Annotated in this window: 19 protein-coding genes and 1 pseudogene; 10 read left to right on the top strand and 10 right to left on the bottom strand. The window is 71.8% G+C overall.

All coding sequences use genetic code 11. The features are described 5' to 3' along the window. Positions 1-63 precede the first annotated feature (63 nt). Entirely contained in the window at positions 64-354 is a 291-nt protein-coding gene (locus tag AB0N16_RS02545) for a hypothetical protein (RefSeq protein ID WP_365792222.1), read from the top strand. 147 nt (positions 355-501) lie between these two features. Here the strand turns inward: AB0N16_RS02545 and AB0N16_RS02540 are convergent, their stop codons facing one another. Then, positions 502-633, bottom strand: a complete 132-nt coding sequence (locus AB0N16_RS02540) for a hypothetical protein (protein ID WP_365792220.1) — start codon at positions 631-633, stop codon at positions 502-504. 302 nt (positions 634-935) lie between these two features. Here AB0N16_RS02540 and AB0N16_RS02535 point away from each other — a divergent pair, with 302 nt between their 5' ends. After that, the gene (locus tag AB0N16_RS02535) at positions 936-1361 is read left to right on the top strand and encodes a DUF6299 family protein (protein ID WP_365792218.1); all 426 of its coding nucleotides are present in this window, start codon (positions 936-938) and stop codon (positions 1359-1361) included. Positions 1362-1430: 69 nt separating this feature from the next. Here the strand turns inward: AB0N16_RS02535 and AB0N16_RS02530 are convergent, their stop codons facing one another. Beyond that, positions 1431-2303 carry an alpha/beta hydrolase gene (locus AB0N16_RS02530; RefSeq protein ID WP_365792216.1) on the bottom strand — a complete coding sequence of 291 codons (873 nt, stop codon included), beginning with the start codon at positions 2301-2303 and terminating at the stop codon, positions 1431-1433. Between the two features lie 71 nt (positions 2304-2374). Here AB0N16_RS02530 and AB0N16_RS02525 point away from each other — a divergent pair, with 71 nt between their 5' ends. After that, positions 2375-4348 carry a BTAD domain-containing putative transcriptional regulator gene (locus AB0N16_RS02525; RefSeq protein ID WP_365792214.1) on the top strand — a complete coding sequence of 658 codons (1974 nt, stop codon included), beginning with the start codon at positions 2375-2377 and terminating at the stop codon, positions 4346-4348. 80 nt (positions 4349-4428) lie between these two features. Here the strand turns inward: AB0N16_RS02525 and AB0N16_RS02520 are convergent, their stop codons facing one another. The 5 genes from AB0N16_RS02520 to AB0N16_RS02500 form a co-directional block, all read right to left on the bottom strand. Then, on the bottom strand, positions 4429-5685 hold the full coding sequence (locus tag AB0N16_RS02520; protein ID WP_365792212.1) for a carbohydrate ABC transporter substrate-binding protein: 1257 nt from the start codon (positions 5683-5685) through the stop codon (positions 4429-4431). Beyond that, entirely contained in the window at positions 5682-6704 is a 1023-nt protein-coding gene (locus AB0N16_RS02515) for a hypothetical protein (RefSeq protein WP_365792210.1), read from the bottom strand. Before AB0N16_RS02515 ends, AB0N16_RS02520 begins: the two co-directional genes overlap by 4 nt. Then, on the bottom strand, positions 6701-8092 hold the full coding sequence (locus tag AB0N16_RS02510) for a VWA domain-containing protein (RefSeq protein WP_365792208.1): 1392 nt from the start codon (positions 8090-8092) through the stop codon (positions 6701-6703). The genes AB0N16_RS02515 and AB0N16_RS02510 overlap by 4 nt, the downstream gene beginning before the upstream one ends. A 265-nt stretch (positions 8093-8357) precedes the next feature. Continuing rightward, positions 8358-10688, bottom strand: coding sequence for a tetratricopeptide repeat protein (locus tag AB0N16_RS02505; protein ID WP_365792206.1), 2331 nt, complete (start codon positions 10686-10688; stop codon positions 8358-8360). 46 nt (positions 10689-10734) lie between these two features. Next, positions 10735-12066: a serine protease gene (locus AB0N16_RS02500; RefSeq protein ID WP_365792204.1), complete on the bottom strand. Its 1332-nt coding sequence runs from the start codon at positions 12064-12066 to the stop codon at positions 10735-10737. 246 nt (positions 12067-12312) lie between these two features. Here AB0N16_RS02500 and AB0N16_RS02495 point away from each other — a divergent pair, with 246 nt between their 5' ends. After that, positions 12313-12585 carry a hypothetical protein gene (locus tag AB0N16_RS02495; RefSeq protein WP_365792202.1) on the top strand — a complete coding sequence of 91 codons (273 nt, stop codon included), beginning with the start codon at positions 12313-12315 and terminating at the stop codon, positions 12583-12585. A gap of 120 nt (positions 12586-12705) precedes the next feature. Here AB0N16_RS02495 and AB0N16_RS02490 read toward each other — a convergent pair whose 3' ends face one another. After that, on the bottom strand, positions 12706-14235 hold the full coding sequence (locus AB0N16_RS02490) for a UDP-N-acetylglucosamine 1-carboxyvinyltransferase (RefSeq protein ID WP_351728919.1): 1530 nt from the start codon (positions 14233-14235) through the stop codon (positions 12706-12708). 574 nt (positions 14236-14809) lie between these two features. Here AB0N16_RS02490 and AB0N16_RS02485 point away from each other — a divergent pair. Beyond that, complete coding sequence (locus AB0N16_RS02485) at positions 14810-15211, top strand: hypothetical protein (protein WP_365792200.1); 402 nt, start codon at positions 14810-14812, stop codon at positions 15209-15211. Between the two features lie 69 nt (positions 15212-15280). Then, positions 15281-15679: a hypothetical protein gene (locus AB0N16_RS02480; RefSeq protein ID WP_365792198.1), complete on the top strand. Its 399-nt coding sequence runs from the start codon at positions 15281-15283 to the stop codon at positions 15677-15679. Positions 15680-15882: 203 nt separating this feature from the next. On the opposite strand, the gene AB0N16_RS02475 is transcribed toward AB0N16_RS02480, so the two are convergent. Beyond that, positions 15883-16080, bottom strand: a complete 198-nt coding sequence (locus tag AB0N16_RS02475) for a DUF4236 domain-containing protein (RefSeq protein ID WP_351728923.1) — start codon at positions 16078-16080, stop codon at positions 15883-15885. A 339-nt stretch (positions 16081-16419) separates the two neighbouring features. On the opposite strand from AB0N16_RS02475, the gene acnA reads away from it, so the two are divergent. From acnA to AB0N16_RS02460, 3 genes are all read left to right on the top strand, one after another. Further along, positions 16420-19134, top strand: coding sequence for an aconitate hydratase AcnA (acnA, locus tag AB0N16_RS02470; protein WP_365792195.1), 2715 nt, complete (start codon positions 16420-16422; stop codon positions 19132-19134). 356 nt (positions 19135-19490) lie between these two features. Then, positions 19491-20216, top strand: coding sequence for a response regulator transcription factor (locus AB0N16_RS02465; protein WP_365792193.1), 726 nt, complete (start codon positions 19491-19493; stop codon positions 20214-20216). After that, entirely contained in the window at positions 20213-21724 is a 1512-nt protein-coding gene (locus AB0N16_RS02460) for an ATP-binding protein (protein ID WP_365792191.1), read from the top strand. Before AB0N16_RS02465 ends, AB0N16_RS02460 begins: the two co-directional genes overlap by 4 nt. A 44-nt stretch (positions 21725-21768) precedes the next feature. Here AB0N16_RS02460 and AB0N16_RS02455 read toward each other — a convergent pair whose 3' ends face one another. Continuing rightward, a complete protein-coding gene (locus tag AB0N16_RS02455) occupies positions 21769-24033 on the bottom strand; it encodes an NEW3 domain-containing protein (RefSeq protein ID WP_365792189.1) in 2265 nt (754 codons plus the stop codon). Between the two features lie 638 nt (positions 24034-24671). On the opposite strand from AB0N16_RS02455, the pseudogene AB0N16_RS02450 reads away from it, so the two are divergent. Next, positions 24672-25750, top strand: a pseudogene (locus AB0N16_RS02450) (lytic polysaccharide monooxygenase). The last annotated feature ends 318 nt before the right edge of the window (positions 25751-26068 follow it).

Here is a 26068-nt window from a genome sequence, read left to right as displayed (position 1 = left end):
CGGTCATGACAGGGCGTTGGACTTACCCATCCCGTGCACCGCGAGTGGCTACGCTCTTCAGGCATGAAGCACTACAACGGCACCGCAACGGCCGTTACTGAAGTAGGCGAAGCGCCGGTACGCATCAACGTCCACGAGGAGCCCGCCGGCATCCGCGACCCGTACTGGGCGGGAACCATGACCATCCGCTCGGTGGAGATCTGGAAGACGATCGCCAACAACCCGGAGTCCGGGCTCCGCCTCCCTGACGGCCGGGTGGGCACCTGGCAGGCGGCCGAGGGAACAGGTATGCCCCCGACGGACACAGATCCGACCACGTTTCCGATCACGCGGGTCGACGGCGTGGCCTTCTGAGCACCGGATCAAGACCCAGGGCTGGCGAAGCTCTTGGCTCTGCGGCCGTCTGCGTCGCAGGGCCCCGGGTGCGCGGAGTTGGCCGCCCGAGGGCCCGAACGCGTCTCCTGGCGGCCGGGATGCCCCGGGACGGCGGCAGTTCGGCGGTCAGCCCGCCGCGAACCAGTGCTCTCCGTCCCGGCGGACGCGGCACTGTCCGGCCATGGTCCGCAGGGTGTCGGTGATCCGGCCCGGTCCGGTGACCTTGCCCGGGAAGATCTCGGCGGCGATCTCGTCCACGGTGGCCCCCGGGTGACCTGACAGCTAGTCGGCCACGCGGCTGATGAGCTTGGGGTTGGGCGAGAAGACCGCCCCGAGCTGCTGCACCATGCCGGTCAGCCTACGGCCGCCGCTCGTTGCACCCGGGCTCGTGCAGCTACGGACAACTCCCGGACGCTCCCACGACGACCGCCGCACGTCCGCGACGCGACCGGCGCCTTCGGCCTGATGGGACGCGCCACCGAAGGAGTGACGGTCACGCTTCCCGGGCCGGGTGCCCGGTATCCAGGGCATGCCCCACCCCACGACCTGGGAAGGATGTCATGCCCCTACGCCCCGTCCTCGCCGCGGCCCTCGGCTCCGCAGCCCTGCTCTGCGCCGCCGTCGCCCCCGCGACCGCCGCCCCCGCCGAATCCATCACCGTCGATCCCACCGGCCGTCTCGCCGACGACGGCACGGTCACCCTCTCCGGCACCTACACCTGCACCGATGCCACGGGCCCGGTGTTCGTCAGCTCGTCGGTCAGCCAGGAATCGCCGAACTACCGCCACGGCGTCGGCGGCACCATGGCCGTGTGCGACGGCGCCAAGCACCACTGGGAGAACACCGGCAAGGTGACCTCGGAGAAGCTGAAGACCGGCGCGGCCCATGTCGAGGCCACGATCATGGAGCTGCGCCCCCAGGGCGGCCTGCCGCTGCCCTCGTTCCACGCCGTCCAGCAGCAGGACGTCACCCTCAAGAAGGGCTGAGGCGCGTTCCCGGCGGCGGCCCGGCACCCCGGCGGTGCCGGGCCGCCGCCGGGTGGTGCGGGACACGGATCACCGGGTCAGCAGCTTCCGCAGCGCGGACGTGATCTCGTCCGGTGCCTCCTCCGCCATGAAGTGCCCGCAGTCCACCGTGCGGTGCTCCAGGTCCGGTGCCCAGGCCCGCCACAGCGCGGCCGCGTCGTAGCCGAGGACGGCGCCCCAGTCCTGCTGGAGCACGGTCACCGGCATGCCCAGCACGTTCCCGGCGGCCCGGTCGGCCAGGTCGTGCTCGGTGTCGACACCGGCAGAGGCCCGGTAGTCGGCCACGATCGAGGGCACCGCCGTCCGGCAGGCCGCGAGATAGGCGGCGCGGACATCGGCGGGGATCGCCGAGGGGTCGCGGGTCCACAGGTCGAGGAAGTGACCGAAGAAGAGGTCGGGGGCCGCGCCGATCAACTGCTCGGGCAGGCCCGGGGGCTGGGCCATCAGATAGAGGTGGAAGGCGACGGCGGCGGAGCTGCCGTGCAGTACCTCCCACATGTCCGGGGTGGGCAGTACGTCGAGGAGGGCCAGGTGCGTGACGGCGTCCGGGTGGTCCAGGCCGGCCCGGAACGCCACCAGCGCGCCCCGGTCGTGCCCGGCCAGCGCGAAGCTCTCGTGGCCGAGGGCCCGCGCCAGCGCCACGACGTCGGCCGCCATGGTCCGCTTCGCGTACGACAGCCCGTCCGGGTCGGCCGGCTTGTCGCTGGCGCCGTAGCCGCGCAGGTCGGGACAGATCACGGTGTGATCGGAGGCGAGGCCGGCGGCCACCTGCCGCCACATCAGATGGGTCTGCGGAAAGCCGTGCAGCAGGACGACCGGGCGGCCGGCCCCGCCGACGGCCACGTGCAGGGAGACGCCGTCGGCGACCGGGACACGGTGTGCTGTGAAACCGGGGATGTTCATGAGCCGACACTCCCGCGCGCGAATCAGCAGCCGATCAGCATCTGCCGTGGGACGGGATCTACCGTGGGCGAGTGAGGACGGACCAGGTCGACTTCGGGGTGCTCGGGACCGTGACGGCCGAGCGTGCCGGTGGCCCGCTCGCCCTGAAGGGCCCCCGGCACCGTGCCGTACTGGCGCGGCTGATCGTGGCCCGCAGAAGGGTCGTGCCGGTGGCCCGTCTGGTCGCGGACCTCTGGGACGAGCCGCCGCCCACCGCCGTCGGCTCCGTCCGCACCTTCGTCAACGACCTGCGCCGCGCCCTCGAACCCCACCGCCCGCCCCGCACCCCGGCACGGCTGCTCGTCACCGACGGCCCCGGCTACGCCCTGCGCGCGGAAACGGAAGCGGTGGACGCCTGGCGGTTCGAGACGGCCGTGGAAACCGCCGGACAGGAGGAGCCCGCCCGGGCCGCTCGGCGACTTCGGGAGGCGCTGGAGCTGTGGCGGGGCCCGGCCTACGCCGAGTTCGCCGACGAGGAGTGGTGCGGCGGCGAGCGGGCCCGGCTGGCCGAGCTGCGGCTGCGGGCCGTCGAGCAGCGGGCCGAGGCGCTGCTCGCCGGGGGCCGGGCGGCCGAGGCGGTGCCCGATCTGGACGCCCACCTCACCGGTCACCCGTGGCGCGAGGAGGGCTGGCGGCTGCTGGCCCTCGCCCTCTACCGGACCGGCCGCCAGGGTGACGCCCTCGCGGTGCTGCGCCGGGCCCGCGCGACCCTCGCCGACCAGCTGGGGCTCGACCCCGGCCCGGCGCTGCGGCGGCTGGAGGCCGGCATCCTCGCGCAGGACCCCGCCCTGGACGCGGAGCGGACGGCCGCGGCGGCACGGGTGTGGTCCCGGGCGGCCAAGGCGTACGACCGTACCGTCGCCGCGGGTGCCAGGGCCCGGCTCGAATCGACCGTCGGTCTGCTGCGCACCCTCGCGGTGACCGGATCCGGCGGACTGGCCGCCGCCCGCGAACACCGCCTCGCGGCGATCACCGCGGCCGAGGAGTCCGGCGACCCGGAACTGACCGCACGGGTCATCGGCGCCTACGACGTCCCGGCGATCTGGACCCGCTCCGACGACCCGGCCGACGCCCGCCGCGTGGTCGAGGCCGCCGAACGCGCGCTGGCCCGGATGCCCGCGACCCCGGCCCAGGACACCGCCGGCTGCCGGCTGCTGGCCACGGTCGCCCTGGAGTCACGCGGCACCCGATCGGCCCCTGCTGCCGAGGCCGCCGCCGGGGCGGAGCGCCTGGCCCGCCGCCTGGACGATCCAGCGCTGCTGGCCTTCGCCCTCAACGGCGTCTTCATGCAGTCCTGCACCCGGGCCGGCCTCGCCCCGCGCCGCGACGCCCTCGGCACCGAACTGGTCGCCCTGGCCACCCGGCACGGCCTGGTCACCTACGAGGTGCTCGGCCATCTGATCCGGGTGCAGGCCCGCGCGGGCCTCGCCGACCTCACCACCGCCGACGCACACGCCGAGGCGGCAGATCGGCTGGCGGACCGCCATGAACTGCCGCTGGTCCGCGTGTTCACGGACGGCTACCGGGCGCTGCGGCTTGCCGCGACCAGGCACCCGGAGCGCGCCGAGGCCGCCTACCGGAAGGTCGACCGGCTGCTGGACGGGCCGGGCATGCCCGGAGTGCGCGCCGGGCTGCTCCCGCTCGCGCTCCTCTGTCTCCGGTTGGCCGGGCGGCCGTACGGCATCCGTGCGGCCCTGGACCCGGCCGCCGACTGGGGGCCGTACCTCCCCTGGATCCGCCCGGGGCTCGCCCTCGCCGCGGACGACGAGAAGACGGCCCGCGAAGCGCTGCGCGCGCTGCCCGAGCCTCCCGCCGACCTGGTGCAGGAGGCGCTGTGGTGCGTCGTGGCGGCCGCCGCTCTGGAGCTCGGCGACCGCCAGGCCCTGCGCCGCTGCCAGGACCGGCTGCGCCCGGCCGCCGGCCAACTCGCCGGTGCGGGCAGCGGGTTGCTGACGGCCGGGCCGGTCGACGTCTGGCTGACGGCGATCGAGGAAGCGCTGCGGTAGACGGCCGGCACCTCACCTGCGAGCCGCGTGCGAGTCGAGCCGCGACCGTCGCCAAGTCCGGGGTTTCGGTGGCCGGTTGTTCACCGCGGGCTGCACACCGTCCGCGGCGCGGCTCTGCTGGGGGTGCCCTGTGCGTCCTGTACCCGCTGGACGTCCCGCAGGAGGCCCGGGACGGCGGGGTCCTGGCCGGCCGCGACCCTGGCGATGGTCTGCAGGACGGCCTCGTAGAAGGCGTCCCGTACGGCGGGTGCCATGACGTCCGAGGCGTCCAGGCAGCGCGGCCCCTCGCGGAGCCGTGCGGCGATCTTGTGTTCGACCGGGTGGTTCTGCGGAGTCACCTGCCGGTTCGCCGAGAAGAAGTCCGCCGAGTCGGCCCACTCCTGCTGGCCTGCCTTGGAAGCCAGCCGCCGGACCAGCTCACGGGCCCCGGGACGGTCGCTGAACAGCGCCGCGAAGTCCCCGGTGACCTCGTGGGCCCGGACCTGGCCGCCACCGGGGAGCAGCGGAGCGGAGTCCGTCAGGTCCGCGTGCGGCGCCTCGGTCTTGTAGAAGGAACGCGCGAACGACCCCTGGTGCTCCAGACCGCATCCGCCCCAGCCGTCGAACAGCAGCCCGTCGCTGTCCGGGGCGCCGCGGTGGTCGGTGAGCAGGGCGTGCCGGGCCCTCTTCCGGTCCTGTCCGAGCAGGCCGGTCCAGGCCTGCCAGGCGGAGCGCACCGCGGCGCTCCGCCACCACTGCGTGTCGCCGGTGCCCAGCGCCCAGCTCTCGTAGACGGCCGGACCGGCCCGTTGCAGCACGAGGTCCTCGATCCAGTCGGTGCCGGGCCAGCCGGAGGCGCCGTCGTCCCCCATGCCGATGCACCAACTCGGCAGCGGCGCGGGCGAGTCGGCGGGCTCCTCGCCCTGCCGGTACCAGACGATGCTCTTCAGGTCCGCCTTGACCGGGACCCAGTACACGGACGAGGAGGCGGTGCCGGTCGCGTTCCACGGCGCGCCGTACTGCTGCGGGTCGTAGAGCCCGTTCAGCCGCTTGAGGCGGTTCTGGTCGGCGTACTCGGCTAGTTCGCCGATGCCCGGCATGATCACGATGTCCGGGGGCTCTCCCGCCTGCACCTTGGAGAGCAGCACCTCGCGCTGGGCGGCGGTGCCCTGGTAGCGGAAGGGAATGCCGAAGTCCCGTAACACGGCCTCGAACCGCTCCGCCTGTTCCCCGGTCCAGGTCCCCAGGATCGTCACCGGCTCCCTGTCGTCGTGCTGTGCCCAGGCCACCACCAGCCCGCCGGTCGCGATCAGCAGCAGGACCACGAGCACGACCAGTACCTTGAACCGCCGGGTCACCGCCGCCTCCAGTAGTCGCTGTCGAGCCGGAGCCCGAGGCCCAGCGCGGGCAGGACGACGACCAGCAGGCCGCCGACGACCGTGCTCCGGTACATCCGGTCGGTCCAGCCGCCGTCGGTGAGTTCCTGCCGGACCTCCTCCGACTTCTGCGCGACGCTCTGCTGTGCCCCGGCCAGCCCCGGGCCGGTGTGCCGGGACACCTGGGTGATCTGCCCGAGGTCCCCGAGCGCCTCCTCCAGGCGGTCCTCGGTGGCGGACGTCGTCAGCAGCGGGAACACCGCGAGCAGCACGGTGAGGACGAAGGCCGCGAGCAGATACGGGTTCCAGTCGCGGCCGCATCGGTCGCGCAGCACGAACAGCGCCGAGAGCAGGGTCAACGCCAGTAACGCCAGGGCGAGTTCGGCGAGCCACCAGCCGGCCCGCTGCCACTGCCCCATGGTGGCCGTGGCCTTGGCGTGCCGCAGCTGGACCCGTTGCAGTTCGTTGAGCCGGGGCGCGAGCCCGACCGTGCGGCGGGTGAGCAGCGAGTCCGCCTCGTCGAGTTTCTGCTCCCGCATCAGCGGCTGGTCGCGGTACATGGACGTACCGAGGTTGAGCGAGTTGCCGTAGGTGGCGAGCAGACCGTTGACCGTGCCCAGGTCCTGGTCCGTGCGGTCGGCGATCCGGGACAGGCCCTGGTCGGCGGCGGAGAGCTGGGACCGGTAGGTCTCGCCCGAGCCCGCCACGTCGACGAGGTGCGTCGTCACCAGGGCGTGGGCCTCCTGGTCGGCCCGCAGCGCCGCCAGCCGGGCGGCGGCGAGCCCCTGCACGGCCGGCGCCTCCCGGGCGGCGAGGGCCGCGGCGCCGCGCTGGGTCTGCCGGTAGGAGAAGAACAGGGCCGTCACGGCCACGGCGGCACACAGGAACAGCACCAGCAGATGCGTCTCCAGCAGCCGGCGGGTCCGCCAGCGGCTCAGCCGCCCGCGCCAGAACGCGGCGGGGGAGTGCCCCGCCGGGAAGGCCGTCCGTACGTTCGTCACAGCAGCTTCTCCCCGCAGACGATGCAGTAACGGGCCTCGCTCCCGGCGCGGCTGCGGCAGGTGCCGCAGCGCGGGCCCTGCGGTGCGTCGGCGGCGCCGGCCAGGGGCGCGCCCGGATGGGATCCGGCCCGCAGGATCATCGGGCCGAGGGCGCCGGCGTCGACGGCACGCAGCCGGATCCGCCCCGCGTCCGCGTCCTCGATGTCGGCGACCGTACGGATCTCGTCCAGCACCCAGTCCGTGCCGAACCGCGCGGCCAGCTGGGCCGCCTGCGCCAGGCACTCTCGTGCGGTGTCGGGCCGGTGCTCCTGGAGTGCGGTGAGCCCCTCGCGCAGCGCGCCGCGCATCCGGGCGGTGGCGTTCAGGCTGCGCACGCTGCCGCCGCCCGCCGCCGGGGTGGGCGACTCGGACTGCCCGGGGAGGTGCCAGCGGGCGACGACCGGCGCGTGCACGTCGTTCACGGAGACCATGGCGAACTGCAGCTCGGTCTCCAGCGGGTCGTCGTCGGCGCTGGCGACCAGGGTGAGCAGATAGTCGCGGCTGCCCTGCTCCCACTGGTGGGTGGGGAAGCTCCAGCAGTGCGGCCGTCCGGACTGGGGCAGCCCGACGAGGCGGTGCGGCCGGGGCGCCCTCTCGCTGAGCGAGACCTGACGCACCGAGGGCCGCAGGGTCACCTCGATCGGCAGCTGGGACGTGCGCACCCGGCGCAGCCGTGCGATGGCGTCGGTGACCGCCCGGCCGAGACCCTCGTCCACGAACTGGGCGGTGCCGTGCAGCCGTTCGGCGAGGGCCAGCAGCGGATCAGGGGTCCAGTCGGCGCCCACCGCGAACACGTCGCAGGTGAACTGCCCGGCGCAGGCCTCCAGTTCCTCCTCCAGACGGGTCTCGCCCGCGGCGCTGCTGCCGTCCGTGATCAGCACCAGATGCCGTACGGACAGCGGGCGGCCGGCGAGCAGGGCCCGTGCCCCGGCCGCCCAGGGGGCGTACCCGGCGGGACGTGGACCGTCCCGGTGCAGCGGCAGCGAGCCGGTGGCGAACGCGGCCCGGCGCCGCTGGTTCTGGTCCGCGACGGCCCACTCGTCGTCGCCGAGCGGATAGCACCGGACCGGCTCGGGGCCGCTGCCGAGCACGGCGAAGGAGATCCGGTCGGGCAGGGCGCGCAGCGCCGCCGGCAGGGCGTGCCGCACGGCCGCCCGGTTGGGCTCGGCGACGTCCACCGCGATGATCACGGCGAGTTCGACGGCGGGCAGGTCGGTGGGGGCGCCGTCGGCGGTCACGTCGACCCGCAGATGGGCCTCGATCTTCGCGCTGCGGTGCGGGCGCAGCTCGCCGTCGAGGTCGACGTGGAGCCGGATGCCCGGCTGCGAGGGCCGCATGTGGCTGCTCATGTCCTACGTCACCGCTCCTTCCCTTCGTCGCCGCGGGCACCGCGTGGCCGGTGCTGTGCGGGTGGGTCGTGCCGTTCGGTCCGGTGGTGCCGTTCGGTCCGGTCCTGCTGCGCGTTTCCGCCGTGCCGTGCCGTTGTCGTGCCGTGTCGTGTCGTGTTGTCTCATGCCGTGCCGTGCCGCCTCGTGCCGTGCCGTGTCGTGCCGTGCCGTGCCGTGTCGTGCCGTTCGGTCGTGTCGCGTCGTGCGTGTCCCGCGTGTCGTTCGGTCAGATCCGGGTCTGTGGCCGTACCGCGTGCAGGAGGTCCACGAGGTGTTCGTGGGTGGTGGCCGACTCCCGGTGCCGGGCGGCGAGTTGCCGGTAGAGCGACTCCATCCGCCTGCGCTGCTCGCGCTCCGGCGGGGTCAGGCGTCTCAACCGGCGGGCGTCGAGCCGGCCGGCGCCCGCGCCCGGAGCGGCGGCGCGGTCGCTCTGGTGGTGCAGCGCGTCCAGTTTCCATTCGTGCAGCTCGGTCCTGAGCCGTAGCGCCTCGTCCTCGGACAGGCTCGGCTCGCCCGCGCCCGGTCTGCGGCCCACCAGGCCGGGCAGTTCGGCCAGCGCCGCGTCGACCTCGGCGGGCGCGGGCAGCGGATCGAAGTTCTTCGGTGAGGGACCGACACCCCCGGGCAGCCGCGCCGCGCGGATCCGCAGGGAGGCGATCCGGGCGACGGTGTGGTCCAGGGTGCCGGGCCCCACCCGGCCGAGGACATCGAGGGCGGCTCGCCGGTCGCCCGCGCGCAGCGCCAGCCGGGCCAGCCCCAGCGCGGCGCCGCCGTGCGCGGGGTTGCGGGCGAACACCGCCTCGTAGAGTTCCCTGGCGGTGGGCCCGGTGCCGTCGTCGCCGAGCCGTTCCCCGCAGTAGGCGAGGGCCAGCTTGGGGGCGTACTCGCCGGGCAGTTCGAGGTGGACCCGCAGGAAGTGGGCCTGAGCCTCGGCAACTTGGTGGGGGGTGTCGTGGAGACCGGCGTGGCGCAGCGCGAGCAGCGCGCGGTGCCACTCCAGCCGCCACCGGCGCACCGCGGAGGGCCCGGGGATGGAGTCGGCGGTGTCGAGCTCCACCTGGGCCAGCTCCAGGTCCTCCGTGGTGTTCCGGCCCAGCAGGACACGCACGTTGTGCAGGCAGATCTCCACCGAGGCCGGCTTCTCGTCCTCCTGGTCGAGGAGCAGCCCGGGGTCGTAACCGCTGCTCACCTCGAACCGTGCGGTCTGCGGGTCGCCCGGATAGCGCCGCGGTACCGGCAGACAGCCGGCGATCTCGGTGGGCGTGGGGGCGCCGAGGTCGAGGGCGGGGGCCACGGGCGGCTCGTACCGGTCGCGGCGGGGCCGCTCCAGCCAGTGTTCGATGCCCGGCACCGTGCCGAGCCGGGCGCCGAGCAGCTGCGGGGACGGGCGGAAGTAGTCGGAGGGCTCGGGCGGGTCGCTCTTGCCGCGCAGGGCCCGGATCTCCCGCAGCGCGCCCCGCAGTTGGCCGGCCATCTCGCGGGCGTCGGCGAAGCGGAGGCCGGGGTCGGTCCGCACGGCGCGATCGACGACCTGCCAGAAGGAGCGGGTGCCGAGGCCGGGCACCTCGTCGACGGCCCAGTGGGCGAGTTCCCGCAGGGTGACGCCGACGGTGTGCAGGTCGTGGGCGACGGTGGGCAGACCGGAGAACGCGGTCTCGGGCGCCATGTAGTCGCTGGTGACATGGGGGGCCGGCCGGCTCTGGCCCTCCTCGCGCATGCCGCCGAGGTCGATGACCTTGACGCCGTTCCCGTGGTGCACGACGTTCGAGGGCTTCATGTCCCCGTAGACGAAGACCCGTTCTCCGCCGGCGTGCAGATGCACCAGGGCTTCGAGGATCTGGCAGCCGTACGCCGCCACGTGTTCGATGTCGAGGACCGACTCGCCGCGCCGGGTCTCCTCGGCGACCCCCTCCAGGGTGCCGTCTCCGACGTCGTCCATGACGATGTAGCCTCCGGTGATCTCCCCGGTGTTGTCGCCGCGGGCGACGAAGTCTCGGATCTGGACGATCCGCGGGTGGCGCATGGCGACCAGGTTGCGGCGCTCCACGTCGGCGAGCCGGGCCCCGTCGTGCTCGTACCGGTTGAGCAGGCCCTTGACGGCGACGACGTCGCCGAGATGGGTGTCCTCGGCGAGGTAGACCCAACCCTGGCCGCCGTGTGCGATCGGCCCCATGATGCGGTACTGGTCACGCAGCAACTCGCCCTCGGTGAGCTCCGGTTCGTACGAGTACCGCTCGCCGCACGCCGGGCAGTACCCCGTGATGGGCACCGGGCCCTGGGTGTAGGGCGGGGCGAAGGTGATGCCGCAGTCACCGGCCGAGCAGCTCATGCGGACGCGCAGCGGCGTCTTCGCACGGACGAGGCGGGCCTGGGCGGGGCGGGGCGTGCGGTCGGGGAGCGCGAGGAGGTCGCGGGGGCCGAGGTCCCGTGGGTCCTCGGGCAGGGCGGGCAGCCCGGGGCCCTGCTCCGCGCGGCCGCACCGGTCGCACCAGCCGGTGGGCAGTACGGAGCCCCGGCAGGGGGATCCGTCGAAGTTCCGGTGCGGGCAGCCGGTCATTCTCCCGTCGCCCTCCCTCGCGGCTCGGTCCGGGCGGCGCTCCGCATCACCGGCCTCCCTGGCGGTTCAGGTCGGCGCGCAGGGTCCTGAGCAGTGCGCGCAGCCGGGTGAGCTGCTGCTGCGGGTCCCGTAACGCGGCGATCCGGCGGAGTTGGGCCCGGCGCAGGTCGGCGGTCTCGGTGACGGAGTCGAGGGAGGCGCTGTCGACGACGTCGCGGCGGATCGCGTTGCCGAACTCGGCGAGCTGCAGCCGGCCGAGCAGCGCGTCCGCGTGGTCGACGAGCGCGGGCCGCAGCAGGTCGTCGCGGGCCGTGTTCCAGCCGGTGCCGCCCTCGTGGCGGAAGACGAGCAGCAGCCGGAAACCCAACGTACGTAACCGGCTGAGCAGTTCGAGCAGAGGACCCGGCCGGGGCTCCTCGTCGAGGCCGTCGACCACCACCGTGACCGGCCGGACGGGAGCGGGGAGGGGTGCGGGGGCCACGCCCGTCGGCCGGCGCGCGGTGCCGAGCAGCCAGTCCCAGTACGCGAGGTACTCGCCGACGGGGAAGGAGATCCGGCCCAGGGCGTGGTCGGCGAGGTGCGGTCTGCTGTCGCCACCGCGATGGACGATGTCGGCGCGGTGCAGCAGATGGCGCAGCGAGCGGTCCTTGCCGCTGCCCGGGGGCACCACGGTGATCTTCACGGGGTCCTCGTCCGGATCGTCGTACCACCGGCCCAGCCGCTCCTCGAAGGCGTGGTCCCACGCGTCCGGGCTGCTCAACTCCTTGATGATGGGGGAGAGTTCGGCGATGCGGTCGACCGGGATCAGGTACGAGAAGGCGAGCCGGTTGTTCTCGGGCAGCAGCTCTCCCATGTCTCCGCGCCAGCTGACGACCAGGCCGACCACCCGGGCCGGACTGCCCTCCCGCGGCCGGGTGCACACGGCGGCGCCGCTGAACCCGGCGCGCACCACCTCCGCCTTGGTGACGGCGTCGAGCTGCACCTGCTCACCGCTGGCGCCGCCGATGCGGCCCCACAGGCTCATGCCGTCGTCGAAGCCCTCCGCGTACCCGGTCGCGTACACCTCCATACCGGCCCTGAGCGCGGTTTCCAGCGGAGCGGGGCGCGCCCGCGGACGCGGGCTGTCCAGCCGTAACACGGCGACGTCCGCGCCGTGTTCGCCCTCCGGGAGCCAGCCACCCGCCATGACCCGGGCGGCCACCGGCTCCAGCGCGCCGTTCTCGGCGAACTCCAGCCACATCACGGCATCCGGGCGACGCACCACGTGTGCACAGGTCAGCGCCGTGTGCTGGTCGACGAGTACACCGGCCCCGCAGACGGGGCCGTGCGCGTCCTCGCGTCGCAGCCTGAGTCTCCAGTCCGCACGCAGTTCCCCCATGCTGTCCCACACTACGCGCGGGGCATCGCGCGTCCCTAGACTTGTGACCAGGTTGGATCGGTCGATCAACGGAAGCCGGTGAGTTGCCCGGGGGTGAGGGACGCCCGTTCGGGGACGTCGCTGACGGCCGGACGCCGTGCGCACAATGGCCCGCGTATGCGGGCACCGCACGAGTGAGGCCACAAGAGGGCATGACGCCGGCCGACCGCACCCTGGAACCCGGGCCGTCCGGTACTCCTGTGCGCGGTGCAGGCCAACCGCGACGCCGAACCCGACGGCGACGCCTACCAGCCGCTGCGCGAACCGACCCGCCCGCACCTCAGCTTCGGCGCGGGCCTCCACTACTGCATCGGCGCCACGGCCTCCGAGCGCCAACTGGCGGCCGTACTCAGGGCCCTGGCGGCGCGATTCCGTCCCCCGGAGCCGGCGGGCACCGTGCGCTGGGGCCCGCCGGCCGGAGTGCAGGGACCGATCGAGGTCCCGGTCCGGCTGAACCGGCGTCCGGCGTCGGGCCGTTGAGCTGCGGACGTCATCCCTCGCGCACCACAACCGACAAGGCGCACCCATGCCCGCAGATCCGGTGCCCCCCGGAGACGCCGCCGCACCCCAGTCGGAGCGGGGCGCGGCGGCGTCCGTCGCTCAGATGTCCCGGAAGATCTCGATCTGGGCCCCGATCGTGTTGAGGCGTTCGGCCAGGTCCTCGTAGCCGCGGTTGATGACGTAGACGTTGCGCAGCACGGACGTGCCCTCGGCCGCCATCATGGCCAGCAGGACGACCACGGCGGGGCGCAGCGCCGGCGGGCACATCATCTCGGCCGCGCGCCAGCGGGTCGGACCCTCCACCAGCACCCGGTGCGGGTCCAGGAGCTGGAGGCGGCCGCCGAGGCGGTTCAGGTCGGTCAGATAGATCGCACGGTTGTCGTAGACCCAGTCGTGGATCAGGGTCTTGCCCTGCGCGACCGCCGCGATGGCCGCGAAGAACGGCACGTTGTCGATGTTCAGGCCCGGGAACGGCATCGGGTGGATCTTGTCGATCGGCGCCTCCAGCTTGGAGGGGCGGACCGTGAGGTCGACCAGGCGGGTGCGGCCGTTGTCGGCGACGTACTCGGGCGTGCGGTCGTGGTCGAGGCCCATCTCCTCCAGGACGGCGAGTTCGATCTCGAGGAACTCGATCGGCACCCGGCGCACGGTCAGCTCCGACTCCGTCACCACCGCCGCGGCCAGCAGGCTCATCGCCTCGACCGGGTCCTCGGAGGGGGAGTAGTCCACGTCCACGTCGATGTTCGGGACGCCGTGCACGGTCAGGGTCGTGGTGCCGATGCCCTCGACCCGGACGCCCAGGGCCTCCAGGAAGAAGCAGAGGTCCTGGACCATGTAGTTGGAGGACGCGTTGCGGATGACGGTGACACCGTCGTGCCGGGCGGCGGCCAGCAGCGCGTTCTCGGTGACCGTGTCCCCGCGCTCGGTCAGCACGATCGGGCGGTCCGGCCGGATGGAGCGGTCGACCTGCGCGTGGTACTGGCCCTCGGTCGCCGCGATGTCCAGCCCGAACCGGCGCAGCGCGATCATGTGCGGCTCGATGGTCCGCGTGCCCAGGTCGCAGCCGCCGGCGTACGGCAGCTTGAAGTGGTCCATACGGTGCAGCAGCGGGCCGAAGAACATGATGATCGAGCGGGTGCGTACGGCGGCCTCGGCGTCGATCGACGCCATGTCGAGGTCGGCCGGCGGTACCAGCTCCAGGTCGACGCCCTCGTTGATCCAGCGGGTGCGCACGCCGATGGAGTTGAGCACCTCCAGGAGGCGGTACACCTCCTCGATCCGGGCCACCCGGCGCAGCACCGTGCGCCCCTTGTTGAGCAGCGAGGCGCACAGCAGGGCCACGCACGCGTTCTTGCTGGTCTTCACGTCGATCGCGCCGGACAGCCGGCGGCCGCCCACCACTCGCAGATGCATCGGGCCCGCATAGCCCAGTGAGACGATCTCGCTGTCCAGGGCTTCGCCGATTCGAGCGATCATCTCAAGGCTGATGTTTTGGTTGCCGCGCTCGATGCGGTTGACGGCGCTCTGACTGGTGCCGAGCGCCTCCGCGAGCTGTGCCTGTGTCCAGCCGCGGTGTTGCCGGGCGTCACGGATGAGCCTGCCGATGCGTACGAGGTAATCGTCTGCCATGAGGTTGAGGCTATCTCAGATATGAGATGGTGCCCGTTGGGGGGTCCGTTCGGGTGATGCGCTGTCAGGGGGCCTGGCCGTTCGGCCCGTCGACCGTGTTTCCGATGTGCGCAAGGGCGGGGTGGAGGAACGTCAGGGCGGCTCCCGGTGTTTGTGGTGAATTCCGCCGGCCGCCGTCCGGAGACCTTTCCTTCGTATGCCGGTGGGTGTCCGACGGGCGCCGTCGACATGTGTCGTCAGGGTCAATTCGGAGGTACGGGAAATTTCCCAGGAAGCCACCGAGACAGCCCCGTTCCTCGGAACTCCGGAAGCCCCGGAGATCACCCTGCCCGGTTCCCCTCACGCTGATCGGAGAACGATCAATCCGACCTCCGACGGTGAGAATCCCAAGCCGTTCCTCGCGGTCGTCCATAACGGAATCCGATGCACGCCTCGTTGTGCCGTATGCCGCCGCCGGTTTCCTTCTCGAAGGCATGCCGGTGGCGGTCGCGGTAATTCCCGCACTCTCACCGCACCCAGCGGGGATCGCGCATGTCTCGGAGGATTTGGGTAGCGGGATCGGGTGTCGCCGCGGGTGTCCGCCGTGCTGCTGGAGTGCGGCCGCGTGCCGTCCCGCAGGGACCTGCGGGACATCTCTTCCAGGACCCGCGTGCCGTGGATTCCGCCGGTTTCTTTTCCCGCCGATCCGCGGGTCGCAAGACGCGGTGCGGAAAGGATTTCCGAGAGTGGCATCCCGAGCGGTGCCGCGGCGAACCGCCGGATCATCTCCCAACTTCTCCCGGGTCGCGAAGAAGTACACATGACCGGCCCCGGAACGGATCTCGTCATCCGCTTTCCGGAACAACTCCGGCTCTCCGGCCGTACCCGCCCGGAACTTCTCCCGGACGAACCTTCCGCCATCGGATACCATTTCGAGAGCGCCATGTCGCCGACCGACCTGACCTACCCCATCGACACCGGCCTCACGGTTTTCTGAACATCGCGAACAGATTCCGTACTCGTCGCCGAACACCGTGAATCGTGGGGAGCCCACGCCGATCGATTCATGGCCGGCGCGGAAATCGCGGGGGCGATGCGGACATCCTGTCCGCTCCAGGTGCCGAGCCGGCGCAACCGGCCCGCCGACGGGCTCGGCCCGTTCGCCGACGGCACCCAGGCGACGAGCGGGCCGGAGTGCGGGGGCGCGGTCACCGAGGTTCCCCTGGGCACCGGCGCGCCGTCCGCCGACCGGGTGGACCGGCGCCTGAACCGCCTGCTCAACGCGGGTGCGGCGGACGTCCGTCGGGGGATGGGGAACGGCCTGGCCGGCGTGCACTTCGACCTCGTCTCGCGGGATGCCCGGCTCGACACGCTCTGCCAGCTTTTCCGACACGCCGGCGATCCGCCTTGTGGGTTCCCCGCACCTCCGTCCGGAGCCGTACGACGGCGCCCAGGTGACCGATGACACGACCTTCACCGCTGCCGCGTGAACAAGGTGAACAAGGGCGGCCCTCCTGGAGGTGCTGCCCGAACCGCGCACCGAACAGGCCCCGGCGGCTCCTCACGCCTGCGCCGCCGACTGCTCCCCGGCGGCGGCCTTCTGAGGCCCGGGGCCGCCGGACGGCGCCGGGGGGCGGACCGCCCGGTCTCCGGCCCGCCCCGCGGACGTCACCGGCGGCGCTCCCTGGAGGTGCGCCGCCACCCGAACGGTCCGGGCAGGTCCATCGACGTCGTCCGGCGTCCCGTACTGCTGTGCGTGTGCCGGGGTCCGTGCTTGCCCCCGGTGGTGATGGACCACGAGTGCCGATTGATGTTGAGGCGCACTCCGGGCAGGATCCGGAAGCTCTTCCGGAAGGTGAGCGGCATGACTGGGACTCCTTTCGCTCCGCTCGTCGGCTACCCCCGCTCCGCGAACTGATGGGTGCGAAAGCCGGATTGACTCACGGGCGCCCGTTCGGGCCGGGGTGATTCGCCTCCGGGAGCCGGCCCCGGACACGCCACGGGGACAGCGGAGAGCGGGTCCGGGCATGACCATCCCGCGCCCGTGTACTAGAGTTATCTCGACATCGAGATATCTGCCTAGGCGCACCGTAGCCGCCACCTCTAGTAAGGCCAACCTAACTTAGTCTGACCTTACTGGATCGGCCAAGTCGGCGTGGCGGCACGATTGACGGTGGTACGCGCACATCAATGAAGGAGACTGTCGTGTCGGCGAACAGCTTCGACGCCCGCAGCACGCTGCAGGTGGGCGACGAGTCGTACGAGATCTTCCGGCTGGACAAGGTGGAAGGCTCGGCTCGCCTTCCGTACAGCCTGAAGGTGCTGCTGGAGAACCTGCTCCGCACTGAGGACGGCGCGAACATCACCGCCGACCACATCCGCGCCCTCGGCGGCTGGGACTCGCAGGCCCAGCCCAGCCAGGAGATCCAGTTCACGCCGGCCCGCGTGATCATGCAGGACTTCACCGGCGTCCCCTGTGTCGTGGACCTCGCCACCATGCGCGAGGCCGTCAAGGAGCTCGGCGGCGACCCGGCGAAGATCAACCCGCTGGCCCCGGCCGAGCTGGTCATCGACCACTCCGTCATCGCCGACAAGTTCGGCACCCACGAGGCCTTCGCGCAGAACGTCGAGCTGGAGTACGGCCGCAACCGCGAGCGCTACCAGTTCCTGCGCTGGGGCCAGACCGCGTTCGACGAGTTCAAGGTCGTCCCGCCGGGCACCGGCATCGTCCACCAGGTGAACATCGAGCACCTGGCGCGCACCGTCATGGTCCGGGGCGGGCAGGCCTACCCCGACACCCTGGTCGGCACCGACTCGCACACCACCATGGTCAACGGCCTCGGCGTGCTCGGCTGGGGCGTCGGCGGCATCGAGGCCGAGGCCGCCATGCTCGGCCAGCCGGTCTCCATGCTCATCCCGCGCGTCGTCGGCTTCAAGCTGACCGGTGAGCTCAAGCCCGGCACCACCGCCACCGACCTGGTGCTCACCATCACCGAGATGCTCCGCAAGCACGGTGTGGTCGGCAAGTTCGTCGAGTTCTACGGCGAGGGTGTGGCGGCGACGAGCCTCGCCAACCGCGCCACCATCGGAAACATGTCGCCGGAGTTCGGCTCCACCGCCGCGATCTTCCCGATCGACGGCGAGACCCTGAACTACCTGCGCCTGACCGGCCGCTCCGACCAGCAGGTCGCGCTCGTCGAGGCGTACGCCAAGGAGCAGGGCCTCTGGCTGGACCCGAAGGCCGAGCCCGACTTCTCCGAGAAGCTGGAGCTGGACCTCGCCACGGTCGTCCCCTCCATCGCCGGCCCGAAGCGCCCGCAGGACCGTATCGTCCTCGCGAACGCCGCCGAGCAGTTCAAGAGCGACGTCCGCAACTACGTCGCCGACGACGACGAGGCGGGCAAGGAGTCCTTCCCGGCCTCCGACTCCCCGGCCACCACCAACGGCGTCCCGACCAACCCGGTCACCGTCACCGCCCCCGACGGCTCGACCTACGAGATCGACCACGGCGCGGTCACCGTCGCGGCCATCACCTCCTGCACCAACACCTCCAACCCGTACGTCATGGTCGCCGCCGCGCTGGTGGCCAAGAAGGCCGTCGAGAAGGGCCTGACCCGCAAGCCCTGGGTCAAGACCACCCTCGCCCCGGGGTCCAAGGTCGTCACCGACTACTTCGAGAAGGCGGGCCTGACCCCCTACCTCGACAAGGTCGGCTTCAACCTGGTCGGTTACGGCTGCACCACCTGCATCGGCAACTCCGGCCCGCTGCCGGAGGAGGTCTCCAAGGCCGTCAACGACCACGACCTCGCGGTCACCTCGGTCCTCTCCGGCAACCGGAACTTCGAGGGCCGGATCAACCCCGACGTCAAGATGAACTACCTGGCCTCCCCGCCGCTGGTCGTCGCCTACGCCCTCGCCGGCTCGATGAAGGTCGACATCACCAAGGACGCCCTGGGCACCGACACCGACGGCAAGCCGGTGTACCTCCAGGACATCTGGCCCACCGAGGCCGAGGTCAACGAGGTCGTGGCGAGCGCCATCGGCGAGGACATGTTCAACAAGTCCTACGCCGACGTCTTCGCCGGCGACGCCCAGTGGCAGTCGCTGCCGATCCCGACCGGCAACACCTTCGAGTGGGACCCGCAGTCGACCTACGTCCGCAAGCCCCCATACTTCGAGGGCATGGCGCACGAGCCCGCTCCGGTCTCCGACATCGCCGGTGCCCGCGTCCTGGCCAAGCTGGGCGACTCGGTCACCACCGACCACATCTCGCCGGCCGGTGCCATCAAGGCCGACACCCCGGCCGGCAAGTACCTCACCGAGCACGGTGTGGAGCGTCGTGACTTCAACTCCTACGGCTCCCGCCGAGGCAACCACGAGGTCATGATCCGCGGTACGTTCGCCAACATCCGCCTGCGCAACCAGATCGCGCCGGGGACGGAAGGCGGCTACACCCGCGACTTCACGCAGGCGGACGCGCCGGTGGCGTTCATCTACGACGCCTCCCGCAACTACATCGAGCAGGGCATCCCGCTGGTCGTCCTGGCCGGCAAGGAGTACGGCTCCGGTTCGTCCCGCGACTGGGCCGCCAAGGGCACCGCGCTGCTCGGCGTCAAGGCCGTCATCGCCGAGTCGTACGAGCGCATCCACCGCTCGAACCTCATCGGCATGGGCGTACTCCCGCTCCAGTTCCCGGAGGGCGCCACCGCCGAGTCCCTCGGCCTGACCGGCGAGGAGACCTTCTCCTTCACCGGTGTCGAGGAGCTCAACAACGGCACCACGCCGCGCACGGTCAAGGTCACCACCGACACGGGCGTCGAGTTCGACGCGGTCGTCCGCATCGACACCCCCGGTGAGGCCGACTACTACCGCAACGGCGGCATCATGCAGTACGTGCTGCGCAGCCTGCTCCGCAAGTAAGGCTCCGGTACTCCGGTACTCCGGTACGGCGCTCGGGCCGCACTCCCCGCGACGGGGGGTGCGGCCCTTCGCGTGCGCGTATCCCCGGACCCGGCCCCGCTGGTGACTACACCCAGCCCAGCTGGGCCGCCCGCACCCCCAGCTGGAACCGGCTCGCCGCCCCCAGCCGGTCGAAGAGTGCCAATGCCCGCTTCGGCCAAGGGAATTGGCGCAAAGAACCCACCCCGCGGACCCGGTCGCGGCCGGTCACCCCCGGTCCTGGCGTCCGCATTCCGGCTCCGGCGCCCGTCCTGTCCCACGGCTTCGGCTCAGCAGGAACACAGCATTCCCCCAGGAGACCGGCACAGACTTGCTACATGTCTGCCACCGCAGGGTCCCGAACCGGCCGCGTCCGCGTCCTGATCGTCGACGACGAGCCCGCTCTCACCGAGCTGCTCTCCGTCGCCGTCGCGGAGGCGGGCTGGCGACCCTACCCCGCGCTCGACGGGCAGAGCGCCCTGCGGCTGGCCCGCGGCTGCGCCCCGCACGCGGTGGTGCTCGACGGGATGCTGCCCGACCTCGACGGCCTCCAGGTGCTGCGCAGACTGCGCTACGAGATGCCGAGGCTGCCCGTCCTGATGCTCACCGCCCGCGATGCCGTCGAGCACCGTATCGACGGCCTGGCGGCGGGCGCCGACGACTACGTCACCAAGCCCTTCTCCCTGGAGGAGGTCGTGCTGCGGCTGCGCGGACTGCTGCGCCGGGCCGGCTCCGAACAGCCCACCGTCGACGACTCCGTCCGCGTCCTGGGCGACCTGGTGCTGACCGGGGAGTCCCGCGAGGTGCAGCGGGCCGGCACCCCGATCAGGCTCACCGCCAAGGAGTTCGACCTGCTCAGCCTGCTCCTGGACCATCCCCGCCAGGTGCTCAGCAAGGCCCAGATCCTCGACCACGTCTGGAGCACCTCCTTCGACGGCGGCGGCAACCTCGTCGAGGTCTACATCTCCAGCCTGCGCCGCAAGATCGACCGGGGCCGGGCACCCATGATCCACACCGTCCGCGGCATGGGGTATGTCGTACGGCCCGTGGAGGACGGCAGATGACCGCCCGGCCGCGCAGCCGGTCGCTGCGCACGCGCCTGCTCGTCTTCATCACCGCCGTCCTGGTCTGCGTCTGTGCCGTGATGGCCCTGACCACCGTCTTCGCCCAACGCGCCTACCTGATGGGCAACCTGGACGACCGGGTGAGCGACGCGGCCGAGCGCGGCGTGGGCGGCGCCGCCCTGCACCCGCAGCTCAGCGGCGACCTGACCTTCCTCAACGAGACCGGCCAGCCGGCCGGCCTGCTCGCCGCCCGCCTCGACGCCGGGGGGAACATCATCACCGCGGCCGTCGTCAGCCGGGACGCGCCCCCGCGTTCCCTCAGCACCGCCCAGACCACCGCCCTCAAGGGCATCGTGCCGGACGGCTCGACGCACACCCGCGCGGTCCCCGGCCTGGGCACCTACCGCGTCACCGCCCTGAACGCCGGCGGCATCCGCGTCCTGGCCGGGCTCCCCGTGGACGACGTACTGGACACCATCAGCGGCCTGGTGGAGGTCGAGATCGGGGTCGCGGCGGTCGGCCTCACCGTCGCGGGCTGTGTGTGCGCGGTGGTGATACGACGGCAGTTGCGCCCGCTCGGCCGGGTCGCCGCCACCGCCGTCGAGGTCTCCCACGCGCCCCTCGGCCGGGGTCAGGTCACCGGACTCACCCGGGTGCCCGAGCGGGACACCGACCCCGGCAGCGAGGCCGGCCAGGTCGGCGCCGCCCTCAACCGCATGATCGACCACGTCGAGGCCTCACTGGCGGAACGCCAGCGCAGCGAGGAACAGGTGCGCAGCAGCGAGGAGCGCATGCGCCGCTTCCTGGCCGACGCCAGCCATGAACTGCGTACCCCGCTCGCGTCCATCGCCGGGTACGCGGAGTTGATGAACCGCGGTACGGACCGCATCGAGCCGGATCTGGCCTGGCGCAGGGTCAACGCCGAGTCCGTGCGGATGCGCAGCCTGGTGGAGGACCTCCTGCTGCTGGCCCGCCTGGACGAGGGCCGCCCCCTGCAGGCCGCGGAGGTGGACATGGCCGCGCTGGTCGCGGAGGCGGTGTGGGACGCCAGGGCGGCCGGGGCCGGTCATGTCTGGCAGCTCGAACTCGACCTGGACGGCCTGGCGTTCGTGAGGGGCGACGAGGCCCGCCTGCACCAGGTGGTGGCCAACCTCCTGGCCAACGCACGGGTGCACACCCCCGACGGGACGACGGTGACCGCGACGGTCGGATCCACCGCCGCCACCTGCGTGGTACGCGTCCGCGACGACGGCCCCGGCATCCCGCCCGACCTGCTCCCGACCGTCTTCGAACGCTTCACCCGGGCCGACACCTCCCGCACCCGGGCCGGCGTCCTGGAAGGCGGCTCGGGCCTGGGCCTGGCCATCGCCGCGGCCATCACCACGGCCCACGGCGGCCACCTCGGAGTGGAGAGCGTGCCGGGCCGCACGGAGTTCACGCTGGAACTCCCGGTGGCCGAACTCCCGCCCAACGGAACGGTGCTACGCGCCCGCACGGCGCCGGTCTAGGAGAGCACCGCGCGCCGTGCGGACGGCATCGTCGAAGGGGACTGTCAGGGGGTGGTGGTGAACGTGTCGAAGTCGGCCTCGCCGGTGGTGCCGGAGGCGTGCGAGGTCTGGGTCAGGCCGACGTCCTGGGTGGCCGCGGCGGTCGGGACGGTGACGGTGCCGACCAGGTTCCAGGTGGAGTCGTCGGTGGAGTAGTAGCCGCTGTAGGTGGTGCCGTTGCGGACCAGCTTCAGCCACGAGGGGTAGGTGGCGGTGCCGGTGGAGTCCTGGGAGTCCAGCTTCCCGTCGCCGTCGCTGTCCCAGTCGAGCAGGTAGCCGTTGCCCGGAGTCGCGACCAGGGCCAGGTAGCCGGGGGACGTGTTGGGCTGGGTGATGTCGTTGCGGACCATGATCCCGGCCTTCGCCCAGACGTCCGTGTCCGACTGGGAGTCGAGCTTCACGGTGGTCACCGAGCCGTCGTGCTCGGCTCCGGGCAGATAGACCGTGCCGTATTCGTTGGTGCCGTTGTAGAGGTCCGCGCCCTGGGCCCGGATGCCGAGCTTGCTGCCGGACTCGCTGAAGCTCGCCGTGGTGGAGGCGAACGTCCGGTACGGGGCCGTCACCTGGTGGTTGACGGTGATCGTGTCACCGGCGGTGAGCCGGGTCTTCCCGTCCGACCGGAAGCGGTAGCTCGCGCTCCCCTGGAAGTCGCTGGAGGCGAAGAGCTTCGCCGAGGGCGGGAGGGACACGGAGTAGGTGGCCTTCAGCTCGTGGCCGCCGCGGATCGTCCGGACCCGCGTCGCGTCCTGCGTGGTGATCTTCGTGCCGGCCGGCCCGGTGAGGGTCAGGGCGGCGTCGGTGATCGACCGCGACCCGTTGTCGGACAGCACCGCGGTCACGGTACGCGTGGTGCTGTCGCTCGGCGCGGGCGCCCAGTTGAGCGCCAGCGAGACGTCCGGAGCCGCGGCCACCGTGCGGTGGGTGCCGTGGACCCGGTACAGGACCACGCCGTGCGGCGGCACGTCGGCGGCGATCCGGCCCGCGGACTCGGTCAGCCGCTTGCTCCACAGATCCCGCAGGGAGTAGTCGCGCGCCTTGGCCAGACCCAGCGCGGGCGCGGTCGTGGCGACCTCCCGGGGCGCCGACCCGGTGTTGAACAGACCGACCACGGCATCGCCGTTGGGCTCGGTCTTCGCGAACACCTGGGAGTTCGCGTCCGCGGAGATCCGCTTGGCGTCGATGCCGTCCTGGTCGACCGCGAGGACGTCGGTGTTCTTCAGCAGGGCGAGGTCGGCGGCGTCGAGGTGGGTGAGGTCGGTGCCGAGGACGAGCGGGGAGGCGGCCAGCGACCACAGGCTCATCTGTGTCCTGCGCTCGTCCGGGGTGAGGCCGTTGTTGTCGCCGTTCCCGATCTCGAGGGAGTCGTAGTCGTTGTAGCCGCCGGGGCCGCCGTACGGTGCCCAGGCGGCGACCTGGTCGAACCGGGAGGCCACAGACGCCCAGGTGGTCAGCGGGTAGCTGCTGCCGTCCGGTCCGCAGTAGCACTCGACGTCGCCGCCGGTACGCCAGCCGTTGGAGAGCTTCTTCCAGGTGGCGGCGTTGTTGATGTCGAGGTTGTTCGACAGCTCCAGGTGGATGGGCCGCCCGGTGTGACGCAGCGCGTCCGACCAGGCCTTGACGTCCTGTTGGTCGGGGGTGCCGACGCCGTCGATCTTGAGATAGTCGATGCCCCAGCCGGCGAACTGACCGGCCCACGAGTCGATGAACGTCTGCGCGCCGGGCTTGGTGTAGTCGATGCCCACCATGCCGCCGCAGTTGTAGTTGTTCTCGGTCGTCGTGGTGGCGATGTCCCGGGCGTGGTACGGGGTTCCCTGGATCTCGGTGTTCTGGGCGACCGCCTGCTGGGAGATACCGGGAGTGACGTACAGGCCGAACTTCAGCCCGAGGGAGTGGACGTAGTCGGCCACGACCTGGATGCCGTTCTCACCGCCGCGGGGCGGGAACTTGGCGGGGTCGGTGACCCAGCGGCCGTACTGGTCGACGTCCGGCCCCTGGCTGCCGGGGCACTGATACCAGAAGTCGTCGATATTGGCGTAGATGAAACCATTCTTCGCCAGGCCGCTGGTCTTGAGCGCCTTCGCCTGCGCCTCGATGGTCCCCGCGGTCGGATTGCGGCGGACGAAGCTCCAGCTGCTCCACCCCAGCAGGGGCTTGAGTCCGACACCGTTGTCATCGGCCTGCGCGGGCTGGCCGCCGGTCACGGTGACTCCGGTGGCGAGCAGCAGCGCTCCGGTGAACGCGGCCAGCGCGCCGCGGATCTGTCTTCTCATGAGTTCTTCCTCCATCGCAGCGCCCTGACAGCGCGACGGTCGGTATCGGAAGGTCGAGATTCGGCCCGGCCGGCAGTCATGGTTCGCGTGATGAAACGGTCGCTCCTGCACCGTCTTGGCACGCGGACGTCCGCACGACCACCCGCCTGTCTCAGAAAACGTCAAGAACCAACCCTGTGGACGCGACAAGTGAACATGACCAAACGCCAGCCACCACATAGCGCGCTTGGCCAAAACTGAGTCAAGTCTGTGAGTCCATGGTGGCGTCGCCGAGCAAACACGCCTGTTCGCACTTCGGTTCAGCGAAGCCCCACCGTGTGCGCGCAGCGCCGACAGCGAGGTGGCATCTCCGGCTCGTGCGGCAGATCCGCCCGCCGGGCGACGAACTCGCGCATCTCCCGTAGGCCCGGCAGGAACACGGTTGCCACCCACGGCCGCCACTCGGTCGGTTCCGGCCGTTTACACCTGCCCCCGTCCGCGCTAGCTTCACAGAGGAGTGGGGTGGGAGCGCTCCCATTGAGCCGGCGGACCGGAACCCGCCGGTGCCGGGTGCCCTCCCATCCCACGTGTCCCACGTGCTCATCACCGCGACCCGCGCACGACCGTTCACCCCACACAGAGGCAGATATGTCATGACTATGACAAAACCCGGGGTGTGCCTGCCCCGATTACCCCTCCCCACCCGAGGCCGGGCGCTCTTCCTCACCTCCTCGCCCTGCTCACCACGGTCCCCGCCCTCGCCCTGATCCTGGCCGCCGGCGCCCCGGCGCAGGCGCACGGCACCCCCATGAAGCCGGCCAGCCGTACCTTCCTGTGCTGGCAGGACGCGCTCACCGACACCGGTGAGATCAAGCCCGTCAACCCGGCGTGCAAGGCGGCCCAGCAGGTCAGCGGGACCACGCCGTTCTACAACTGGTTCTTCGTGCTGCGCTCGGACGGCGCCGGCCGCACCCGTGGCTTCGTGCCCGACGGCGAACTGTGCAGCGGCGGCAACCCCAACTTCACCGGCTTCAACCTGCCCCGCGCCGACTGGCCGGTCACCCATCTCACCTCCGGCGCGACCGTCGACTTCTCGTACAACGCCTGGGCGGCGCACCCGGGTTGGTTCTACGTCTACGTCACCAAGGACGGCTACGACCCCACCCAGCCGCTCACCTGGGACGACGTGGAGAACACGCCGTTCCTGACCGTCGACCACCCGCCGCTCAACGGCACCCCGGGCACGGTCGAGGCCAACTACTCCTGGACCGGGCAGCTGCCGGCGAACAAGACCGGACGGCACATCATCTACATGGTGTGGCAGCGCTCGGACAGCACGGAGACCTTCTACTCCTGCTCGGACGTCGTCTTCGACGGCGGCAACGGCGAGGTCACCGGCATCCACGACCCGGGCAACCCCACCGAACCCCCGCCCGGCACCTGCACGGCCGCCCGCACCGCGACCAACAGCTGGCCCGGCGGCTACCAGTCCGAGGTCACCGTCACCAACAGCGGCGACGTCCCGATGCTCGGCTGGATGGTCGACTGGACGCTCCCCGGCGGCCAGTCGGTGGCCAGCCTCTGGAACGGCAACGCCACCTACAGCGGACAGGACGTGATGGTCCACAACGTCGACTGGAACGGCTCCCTGAGTCCCGGGCAGAGCACGACCTTCGGCTACGTCGTCCAGGGCGACGGCGGGGACAGCGCAACCAGCCTGCCCTGTCAGGTCGGTTGACGCGGCTCATGCGCTCTGGGCGGACCCGGTGTCGGTGCACACCGGGTCCGCGAGCCGGGCAGGGAGGGGGGTGGGGTGCCTGCCCGGGGGGAAGTGGCTCGAACTGCCTCTTGCACGCTGTGCTGTTCGGCTTGTGGCGACGCTATGGAACACGACAACGTTGTCTGATGGTCTGTACATGACTCTACCGCCTCAACCGACAACGATGTCAACCGCTTTTGGGTAGCCCGACCGGGTGAACCGGAGTCGTGCCGGGCGGGGTGCAGGCGGTCTTCCGTGCTACGGGTGGCGCACGTTACTGTCCCTGCGGCTTGTGCG

Origin of the sequence: Streptomyces sp. NPDC051105, from assembly GCF_040682795.1 — a bacterium.
Lineage (GTDB): Bacteria > Actinomycetota > Actinomycetes > Streptomycetales > Streptomycetaceae > Streptomyces.
The sequence above is the reverse complement of the archived record's forward strand: the minus strand, read 5'-3'. Positions and strand labels throughout refer to the sequence as shown.